The 9,503-nt window shown below is 69.8% G+C and carries 7 protein-coding genes; 3 read left to right on the forward strand and 4 right to left on the reverse strand.

Annotated features, from left to right (window positions below):
• The first annotated feature begins 978 nt into the window (after positions 1 to 978).
• From nrdR to HII36_RS50675, 3 genes are all read left to right on the forward strand, one after another.
• Positions 979 to 1,434 (forward strand): transcriptional regulator NrdR, encoded by a 456-nt coding sequence (nrdR, locus tag HII36_RS50665; RefSeq protein ID WP_055506161.1) that lies wholly within the window; start codon positions 979 to 981, stop codon positions 1,432 to 1,434.
• The gene (locus tag HII36_RS50670; protein ID WP_173530576.1) at positions 1,431 to 4,244 is read left to right on the forward strand and encodes a vitamin B12-dependent ribonucleotide reductase; all 2,814 of its coding nucleotides are present in this window, start codon (positions 1,431 to 1,433) and stop codon (positions 4,242 to 4,244) included. Before nrdR ends, HII36_RS50670 begins: the two co-directional genes overlap by 4 nt.
• A gap of 308 nt (positions 4,245 to 4,552) precedes the next feature.
• Positions 4,553 to 4,858, forward strand: a complete 306-nt coding sequence (locus HII36_RS50675; protein WP_173530577.1) for a hypothetical protein — start codon at positions 4,553 to 4,555, stop codon at positions 4,856 to 4,858.
• Positions 4,859 to 5,042: 184 nt separating this feature from the next.
• On the opposite strand, the gene HII36_RS50680 is transcribed toward HII36_RS50675, so the two are convergent.
• From HII36_RS50680 to HII36_RS50695, 4 genes are all read right to left on the reverse strand, one after another.
• Positions 5,043 to 6,740, reverse strand: a complete 1,698-nt coding sequence (locus HII36_RS50680; protein ID WP_173530578.1) for a PQQ-dependent sugar dehydrogenase — start codon at positions 6,738 to 6,740, stop codon at positions 5,043 to 5,045.
• A gap of 156 nt (positions 6,741 to 6,896) precedes the next feature.
• A complete protein-coding gene (locus HII36_RS50685) occupies positions 6,897 to 7,973 on the reverse strand; it encodes a glycoside hydrolase family 19 protein (RefSeq protein ID WP_407940905.1) in 1,077 nt (358 codons plus the stop codon).
• A 134-nt stretch (positions 7,974 to 8,107) separates the two neighbouring features.
• Entirely contained in the window at positions 8,108 to 8,665 is a 558-nt protein-coding gene (locus HII36_RS50690; protein WP_173530579.1) for a 3'-5' exonuclease, read from the reverse strand.
• A 56-nt stretch (positions 8,666 to 8,721) separates the two neighbouring features.
• A partial coding sequence (locus HII36_RS50695) for a glycerophosphodiester phosphodiesterase (protein WP_173530580.1) occupies positions 8,722 to 9,503 on the reverse strand: 782 nt, incomplete at its 5' end.

Raw genomic sequence — 9,503 nt, forward strand, 5'->3', positions numbered from 1 at the left:
TGTGTATAAGAGACAGCGCCATAGCCCTCCGCCACGGCCCTGTGATGGCCCGGCGGCTTCGCTGCGGTCCCGCGATGTCTCCGCGGCAGCCTTGTACCGGACCACGCCCTCCGCTCCCGCCTGTCACGACCTGCGCTTCCAAGACCCGCGCCTCCTAGGCCTGCGCTTCTAAGGCCCGCGCTTTTAAGACCCGCGCTTTTAAGACCCGCGCCTCCTAGGCCTGCGCCTCCTAGGCCTGCGCTTCTAAGGCCCGCGCTTCTAAGGCCCGCGCTTCCAAGACCCGCGCCTCCTAGGCCCGTGCTTCTAAGGCCCGCGCCTTCACGATCCGCGCCTGCCGAGACCTGTGCCTGCCAAGACCTCTGCCTCTGTCGCGACCCTGCCTGTCATGACGCCGGCCCGTCACCCGTCACCTTGCGGGTGCCTCTGTTGCGTGTGCCTCCGCTACGTGGTGATTCGGCCGGTTGGGGGCTTGCTGTGGTTGCTCGCCGTCGTTGGCGTCACCGTTGAGTGCGTGTGGATCGCCCGTTTCTCACGGGTGCTCAGTGGGATGTGCCCGGCCGTGCGGGGGGTTCCGGTTCCAGTCCGAACTTCAGGTCCGGAGCCCGCCGCAGCAGCCTCGCCCGGACGGCTGAGCTGGGGTGGGAGGTCGGGTACCGTTGTGAGGTTTGTTGGCGAGGGTGGTCGTTGGCCGGGTGGGGTCGGTGGTGCTCCTGTGGGTGCCGGACGAGGTGCCCGAGGAGACGACACGCCCAACGCCAACCCCCGATGCCGGGCTGATCAGCGACTTCAGTGTGGCCGCTCCGCTCAACTTGCGTTCATGGTCGCGCGCTTCTACGGTTGGACCACAACATCTAGTAGTTACACCGATGTCGGTTCACCACAACTTGTGTTTACGTGACCGCACCATGGGTTGTCGTGGTGCGTGCGCGAGCGTCCGCGGCGAGCGTGGTGGTGGCCGCGGGTCGAGGAGGCGAAAGCGTGCATTGTCCGTTCTGTCGCCACCCTGACACCAGGGTCATCGACAGCCGTTCCACGGACGACGGCGCGGCCATCAGGCGTCGCCGTACCTGTCCTGAGTGCGGGCGCAGGTTCACCACGCAGGAGACCGTACTGCTCATGGTGAGCAAGCGCAGCGGCGTCACAGAGCCGTTCTCGCGGGACAAGGTCGTGGCGGGCGTACGGCGGGCGTGCCAGGGCCGGCCGGTGAGTGAAGACTCGCTGGCGCAGCTCGGACAGCGGGTGGAAGAGGCCATCAGAGCCAAGGGTGCGGCGGAGATCCCCTCCAACGAGGTGGGTCTGGCGATTCTGGGCCCGCTGCGGGAGCTGGACGAGGTGGCGTACCTGCGTTTCGCATCGGTATATCGCGGTTTCGAGAGCCTGGCGGACTTCGAGGCCGAGATTCAACAGTTGAAGGCGGAGAAGGGGGAGTCATGACGGAGACGGCGAGCGGTTCGGTGGCGCGCGGGGGCAAGCGGCCGCGCAAGGGTCTGAAGATGAAGCGGATCTTCACCAAGCCCGGTGTGCACCCGTATGACGAGATTCAGTGGGAGCGCCGCGACGTCGTCATGACGAACTGGCGCGACGGCTCGATCAACTTCGAGCAGCGCGGCGTGGAGTTCCCCGAGTTCTGGTCGGTCAACGCCGCGAACATCGTGACCACCAAGTACTTCCGCGGCGCGGTGGGTACGCCGCAGCGTGAGTGGAGTTTGAAGCAGCTGATCGACCGGGTCGTCGGGGTGTATACCAGGACGGGCCTGGAGCACGGCTACTTCGCCACCGAAGAGGACGCCGAGATCTTCGACCACGAGCTCAAGCACGCTCTGGCGCACCAGGTCTTCGCGTTCAACTCGCCGGTCTGGTTCAATGTGGGAACCCAGTCGCCGCAGCAGGTCAGCGCGTGTTTCATCCTCTCCGTGGACGACCAGATGGAGTCGATCCTGGAGTGGTACAAGGAAGAGGGCGTGATCTTCAAGGGCGGTTCGGGGTCCGGGGTCAACCTGTCCCGCATCCGGTCGTCCAAGGAGCTGCTGTCGAGCGGTGGCACGGCCAGCGGGCCGGTGTCGTTCATGCGGGGCGCGGACGCCTCCGCGGGCACGATCAAGTCGGGCGGCGCCACCCGCAGGGCGGCCAAGATGGTCGTCCTCGACGTCGACCACCCCGACATCGAGGAGTTCATCGAGACCAAGGCGCGCGAGGAGGACAAGGTCCGCGCGCTGCGTGACGCCGGCTTCGACATGGACCTGGGCGGCAAGGACATCGTCTCCGTCCAGTACCAGAACGCCAACAACTCGGTGCGCGTCTCCGACGAGTTCATGCGGGCGGTGGAGAAGGGCGAGCAGTTCGGCCTGCGCGCCCGCCTGACCGGCGAGGTCATCGAGAAGATCGACGCGAAAGACCTGTTCCGCAAGATGGCCAAGGCGGCCTGGGAGTGCGCCGACCCCGGCGTGCAGTACGACGACACGATCAACGACTGGCACACCACGCCGGAGACCGGCCGCATCACCGCCAGCAACCCGTGCTCGGAGTACGTCCACCTCGACAACTCCTCGTGCAACCTGGCCAGCATCAACCTGCTGAAGTTCCTGAAGGACGACAACTCCTTCGACATCCAGAACTTCGTCAAGCTGACCGAGCTGATCATCACCGCGATGGACATCTCGATCTCGTTCGCCGACTTCCCGACCGAGAAGATCGGCGAGACCACGCGGGCCTACCGTCAGCTCGGCATCGGCTACGCCAACCTGGGCGCGCTGCTCATGGCCACCGGTCACGCCTACGACTCCGACGGCGGCCGCGCCGTGGCGGGCGCGATCACGTCCCTGATGACCGGTGTGTCCTACCGGCGCAGCGCCGAGCTGGCCGGGGTGGTCGGCGCCTACGACGGGTACGCCCGCAACGCCGAGCCGCACAAGCGCGTCATGCGCAAGCACGCCGCGGCCAACGACAACCTGCGCACGATCGGCGCGATGGACTCCAAGATCCACGCCGAGGCGTCGCGCCAGTGGTCGGAGTGCCTGAAGGTCGGCGAGAAGAACGGCTACCGCAACGCCCAGGCCAGCCTGCTCGCCCCGACGGGCACCATCGGCCTGATGATGGACTGCGACACCACCGGCATCGAGCCCGACCTGGCGCTGGTCAAGTTCAAGAAGCTGGTCGGCGGTGGCTCCATGCAGATCGTCAACCAGACGATCCCGCGCGCGCTCAGGCAGCTCGGCTACCAGCAGGAGTCGATCGAGGCCGTCGTCGAGTACATCGCCGAGCACGGCCACGTCGTCGACGCCCCCGGCCTGCGCAAGGAGCACTACGAGGTGTTCGACTGCGCGATGGGCGAGCGGGCCATCGCCCCGATGGGCCACGTGCGGATGATGGCGGCCACGCAGCCGTTCCTGTCCGGCGCGATCTCCAAGACGGTCAACCTGCCCGAGTCGGCCACGATCGACGACATCGAGCAGGTCTACCTGGAGGGCTGGAAGCTCGGACTCAAGGCCCTGGCCGTCTACCGCGACAACTGCAAGGTCGGCCAGCCCCTGTCGGCCGGCGGCACCAAGAAGGACGAGGCCAAGAAGGACGAGTCCGCCGAGCCCGAGGTCAAGGTCATCGAGGTCAACCGGCCGACCAGGCGGCGCATGCCGAACCAGCGGCCCAGCATGACCACCCGCTTCACCGTGGGCGGCGCCAAGGGCTACATGACCGCCTCGTCCTACCCGGACGACGGGCTCGGCGAGGTCTTCCTCAAGATGTCCAAGCAGGGCTCGACGCTGGCGGGCGTCATGGACGCCTTCTCGGTGGCGATCTCCATCGGCCTCCAGTACGGGGTGCCGCTGGAGACGTACATGAGCAAGTTCGTCAACATGCGCTTCGAGCCGGCCGGCATGACGGACGACCCGGACATCCGGATGGCGACGTCCGTGATGGACTACATCTTCCGCAGGCTGGCGCTCGACCACCTGCCGTACGACGAGCGCGCCGCGCTGGGCATCTTCTCGGCGGCCGAGCGGGCGGCGCAGCAGCGCGGCGAGGACCCGGCGGCGCTGCAGGAGGCCGTCGACCGCGAGGCGCTGGCCCAGTCCGCGCCGATCGAGGCCGCGCCCAAGCAGGAGCAGCCGGTCAAGGAGCTGACGCTGGAGAGCCACCAGCGCTTCACCGCCGACGCGCCGCTCTGCATGACCTGCGGCACGAAGATGCGTCCCGCGGGTAGCTGCTACGTCTGCGAGGGCTGCGGCTCGACCAGCGGCTGCAGCTGACGCGGGACGGCGACGCGAGACCGCTCGGGTGGTGACCGGGGCGGCTTCGCTGACGTGCCGCACGTGATCAGGAGGGGATCTGGGCTGCGGTCCAGGTCCCCTTCCGCGTCTACGGGGCTGGGGATGGCGGCGTTCGCGGTGCTAGGGTCCCGGCATGGCGGTGTGGAGATCAACGGGACCGGCCGGCTTCAAGTAGCGCGCCAGGAGATACCTGGCGGTGCTACCCAGGGAGCCGTATGTCCCGCACTGCCCATCACCTCGATCGTCCGGTTGTACCAGGAGCCGACCTGGGCACCCCATGGCGATCCGTGACGCTTTTCGATCTCCGTTACAGTGCCGCCTGCCTGCGGCGATTCGGTGATCGGCCGCGTCCGGAACTCGTTCGTCGGCGGGTCGCGGTCTACGACTGGGCCAGGGCCGATCGGCGCGACCGGTGGGTGGCGCGGCGGGCCGCCGTCGAGGAGCGCAGGGCGCGGCAGCGCCTGCGGCTCAGGCTCGAAGCGATCCGCCGCACCGCGAACACCGTCGACACCTCCGCCATGCCGCCCGACGCGGGGGACGACTTCGACGTCACTCCCGCTCGCCACCGGCGCAACGCCGTCTGGCTGGCGTGATCGTGACGGCTGCACCGATCGTGACGGCTGCACCGATCGCGACGGCTGCACCGATCGTGATGGCCGGCCTGGTTGCGACGGCCGGCCTGGTCGTGATGGCCGGCCTGGTCGCGACGGTTGTGCCGGTTGCGGTGGTTCTGCCGGTCACGGTGATTGTGCCGGTCAGGACGTCGGCCGTGCCGGGTCATGACGTCGGTTGGTTCCTGGTGATCGTGACGTCGTCCACGGCGGCCTCGATCAAGCTCCCCGTGCCCGCGTCCGCCGCCTGGATCTCCAGCCGGACGGTCTGCCCGGCGAACGCCGACAGGTCGGCCGTGGCCCGTTGCCACGCCGCGCCGGTGTTCGCCGCCGAGCCCAGCCGCTGGAACAGCACGGTCGTGCCGGCCCTGACCCTGAGGTAGTCGGTGCTGCCGGCGTTGTTCAGGTGGGCCAGGTAGTAGGAGAACGACAGCGTGAGCGAGGTCCCGGCAGGCAGGGCGATCTGCGGCGACCTGATCGTGGTGAGGCCGCCGTCCACGTCGGCGTCGCCGGGGCCGCCGCCCGCGCGGCCGGTCACCAGGTCGTTCGTGCCGCTCACTGTGCTGCCGAGCTGCAGCGGGACGCCGTTGTACGTGGTCGGGTCGGGATCGCCGCGCTCCCAGCGGCCGGCGGTGGCGGTGTCGGTGCCCGCCGGGTTGACGGTCCAGCCCTTGTCGGTCTCGAAGTCGTCGGCGAACACGGTCTCGCCGGGGTCGCCGCCGGCCGGTGGGAACCGTACGACGCGGTCGTCCTGCGGGCCGGGTGTGCCGCGGCCGTCGCGGTTGCTGGTCATGATCCACAGGTGGCCGTCGGGGGCGAGCGCGACGTGGCGCAGCCTGCCGTAGGCGTTCTGCAGGACGGCGTCCGGCGTGCCCGCGCCGCCCTGGCCGTCCAGCGGGACGCGCCACAGCCGGGTGCCGCGCAGCGCGGCGGCGAACAGCGTGTCGCCGGCCACGGCGGCGCCGCTGGGCGAGGACTCGGCCGTGGTCCACACGACGATCGGGTTGCGGTAGCGCGGGTCGCTGCCGCGGCCTTCCACGACGGGCCAGCCGTAGTTGCCGCCCGCCACGATGTGGTTGACCTCGTCCCAGGTGTTCTGGCCGAACTCGGTGGCGTACATGAGGCCGCGGGCGTCCCAGGCCAGGCCCTGCACGTTGCGGTGGCCGAGGCTGTAGACGAGCGAACCGGCGGTCGGGTTGTCGGGCGGCACGCTGCCGTCCGGGCGCATGCGCAGGATCTTGCCGCCGAGGCTCTGCGGGTTCTGGGAGTTGCCGCTGACGTTCGCGTCGCCGGTGCTGGCGTACAGCATGCCGTCCGGGCCGAAGGCGAGGCGGCCGCCGTTGTGGATGCTCGACTTGGGGATGCCCGACCTGATCACCTGCGGCGTGCCGGGCGCGGCCAGTGTGAACCTGACGATGCGGTTGTCGGCGGCGGCGGTGAAGTAGGCGTAGACGTAGCCGTCCTGGGCGTAGGACGGTGAGACGGCGATGCCGAGCAGCCCGCCCTCGCCGGCCGGCGACACCCCGGGAACCCTGGCCACCTCGACGGGCGTCGCCCCCGGGCGTACCTGGACGATGCGTGCGGTGTTGCGCTCCGAGACCAGCGCGCTGCCGTCGGGCAGGAACGCCAGCCCCCACGGGATCTGCAGGCCACCGGCCACGAGCTCGGGACGGGTGAAGTCGATGTCGGCCTGCCCGGCCCCCTCGGCGGAGGCCGTGCGCGTGACCTCTGCCTGGGCGGAGGCCGTGGACATGGCTCCGGCCTGAACGGGGGCCGTGGGTACCGCCTGGGCGGGGGCCGCGGGTGCGGCCGTGATGAGCAGGATCGCGGTCAACGGCGCGGCAGCGATTCGTCGGGCGCGCATGATGGTGCCTCCGGGCTGGGGTACCTCCTGCATCGCAGGATTGACGGGGTCAGTCAAGGGGAGCATGCCGCCGCGTAAACGTACCCCGAGCCCGGAGGGGCAGGTGAGGGGCCGCATAGCGGCCCGTTGATGGATGGTTGGTATGTCCGGACGCGGTCAGCAGCTCAGGTTGGCGCCCGGGGTGGTGCCCAGGATCTGCACGAATCGCTGGTAGTTGTTGATCCGGCTCTGCACCTGTGCCGGGTTGCCGCCGTTGCACTCCAGCGCGCCGTTGATGCTGCGGATCGTCTCGCCGAAGCCGTGGCCGTTGACCATGGCGTTGTGCGGGGTCATGGTGCCGGGACCGTTCTGCGTGTTCCAGTACCACAGGGCCGTCTTCCAGGCCACCGCGGCGTCGTTCTGCACCAGGGACGGGTTGCGCAGCAGGTCGATGCCGAGCGCGTCACCGGCCGCCTTGTAGTTGTAGTTCCAGCTCAGCTGGATCGGGCCGCGGCCGTAGTAGGCCGCCTGCCCGGCGGGGCAGCCGTACGGTTGCCGGGCGTCGCAGTAGTGCGGGTAGTTCGAGGTGTTCTGCTCGACGATGTGCACCAGGCCGCCGGTCTCGTGGCTGACGTTGGCCAGGAACGCCGCCGCCTCCTGCCGCTTGACCGTGTCGCTGCCGGTGTTGGCGAAGGCCGGGTAGGCGGACAGCGCCGCGGTCAGGCCGCTGTAGGTGTAGAACGGGTTCCGGTTCGGGAACATCTGCTCGAACTGGGCCTGGCTGACCACGAACCCGCCGGTCGGCGGCGTGGTCGTGGTCGTCGGGGTGGGCGTGGGGCCCGTGCACGCGTACGGCTCCCAGTACCAGGTGCTGATCGTCGGGTCGTAGCCCGGGTTGTCGTGCTCGGCCCGGTAGTACTGGCCGTTGGTGTAGCGGACGATCGTGCCCGCCGTATAGGTGGTGCCGGCGACCCAGTTGGGGTAGTCGCAGGTCTTCGGGGGTTCGGTGTCGCCGCCGCAGGTGCCCTTGTCGGCCCAGACGGCCGCGGTGCCCGGCCGTTCGTTCTGCGTCCACCACTTGGCCGACCAGTTGTGGCCGCTGTAGGAGACGGTGGCGCCGCCGGTGTAGACCGAGGTGGCGCTCCAGGCGGTGGCGCAGTCGGCGGCCGAGGCGGTGGCCGCGGGGACGACCATGGCCAGGGCGCCGAGCGCCGCGGCCGCGAGGGCGGCTAAGACAGATCGTCGTCGTGTCACTGGGGGGCTCCCTTCTTTTAGGAAAGTTTCCTAAAAGTTCAGGAAGAACACCAGCCTTGACATCCGCCGTCCGCATCCCGCCGACGGGCGCCCCGCGCCGCCGGGATCCGATCGGCCCGCCGACGAACGCTCGTTCAGCCCGCCGCCGGCCAGTCGCCGCGCCCGGCGAGCAGCAGGACGAGTGTGGCGATGTTCCAGGCGTCGTCCGCGCCGCTGTGGTGCCGGCCCTCCAGCGGGAGCCCCGCGTGCTGCAGCGCCTGGCTCATGCCGAGCCGCCTGCTCAGCCCGTGCGCCTCGGAGAAGACCTGCTTGGCGTTGACGTGCCGCCGCCCGAACGGGTAACGCGCCTGCCCGGCCGAGCACTGCCGGTCGAACTGCTTGCGGTCGTAGTCACCCCAGCTGGCCCAGGTGCGCCGCCGCGCCGCGTGCTCCTTCTCGAGGATCGCGCACGCCTCGGCGAACGGGACGCCGGTGTCGACCTCGTCCTGGGTCAGGCCGGTCAGCTCGGTGCAGAACGGGCTCACCCGCGACCGCGCCGGACGCACCAGCAGCCGATGCCTGGCCACCCGGGTGCCCGCCGCCAGGTCCACCACGGTCAGCCCGATCTCGATGATCTCGTTGACCTGGCCCGCCGGCGGTTGCCCCGCCCAGCAGGTGGCTTCCACGTCGACGACGTTGAGCAAGGTGTCCATGGCGAACCAGGCTAATGATCAGCGGGTAAGCCTGCCGACTGGTTTTCCGCCGCCGGTCAGGACGAGAGCACGCTCCGCAGGACGTCCGGTTTGTTGGTGATGATGCCGTCCACGCCGTACGAGATCATGCGGCGCATGGTGGCCGGGTCGTCGGTCGTCCAGGTGAGCACCCGCATCCCGTGCCGGTGCACCCGGCGGACGTAGGCCGCGGTGAGCGCCGTGTACGGCGGGTTGATCTGCGCGGCGAACGCGGCCAGCTCGGGCAGCCGGCCGGCCGGTGGGGTGCCGAGCAGGCCGATGGGCGTCCGCGGCAGTTCGGCGTGGAACGCGCGCATCGCGTTCCAGTCGAAGGACTCCACCGTCAGCCGCCCCGGCGACAACCACTCGGGATGGCGTCGCAGCTCGGCGGCCACCCGGGCCTCGATGCCCGGGTACAGGTGCGGGGCCTTGATCTCCAGCAGCAGGCCGAGCCCGCGCCCGCTCATGGCGTCCAGGGCCTCGCCGAGCGTGGGCACCGATTCGCCGCGGAACGTCCGGCCGTACCAGGAGCCGGCGGTCAGCTCGCGGATCTCGGCCAGCGTGAACGAGCCCACGCTCCACGGCGCCCGGCCGGGGAAGACGCGCTCGGCGTCGGTGGTGCGGGTCAGCGTCGTGTCGTGCATCAGGATGAGCTTGTGGTCCGCGGTCTCCTGCACGTCCAGCTCGAACAGGTCGGCGCGCTGCTCGGCGGCCAGCTTGAACGCGGCGATCGTGTTCTCCGGCGCGTACGCGGACGCGCCGCGATGCGCGACGTTGAGCACCGAACGCGCGCCGGAAGCGGAGGCGGCGGCTGGGGTGG

Origin of the sequence: Nonomuraea antri, assembly GCF_013283785.1 — a bacterium.
In the GTDB taxonomy this organism is placed as follows: domain Bacteria; phylum Actinomycetota; class Actinomycetes; order Streptosporangiales; family Streptosporangiaceae; genus Nonomuraea; species Nonomuraea antri.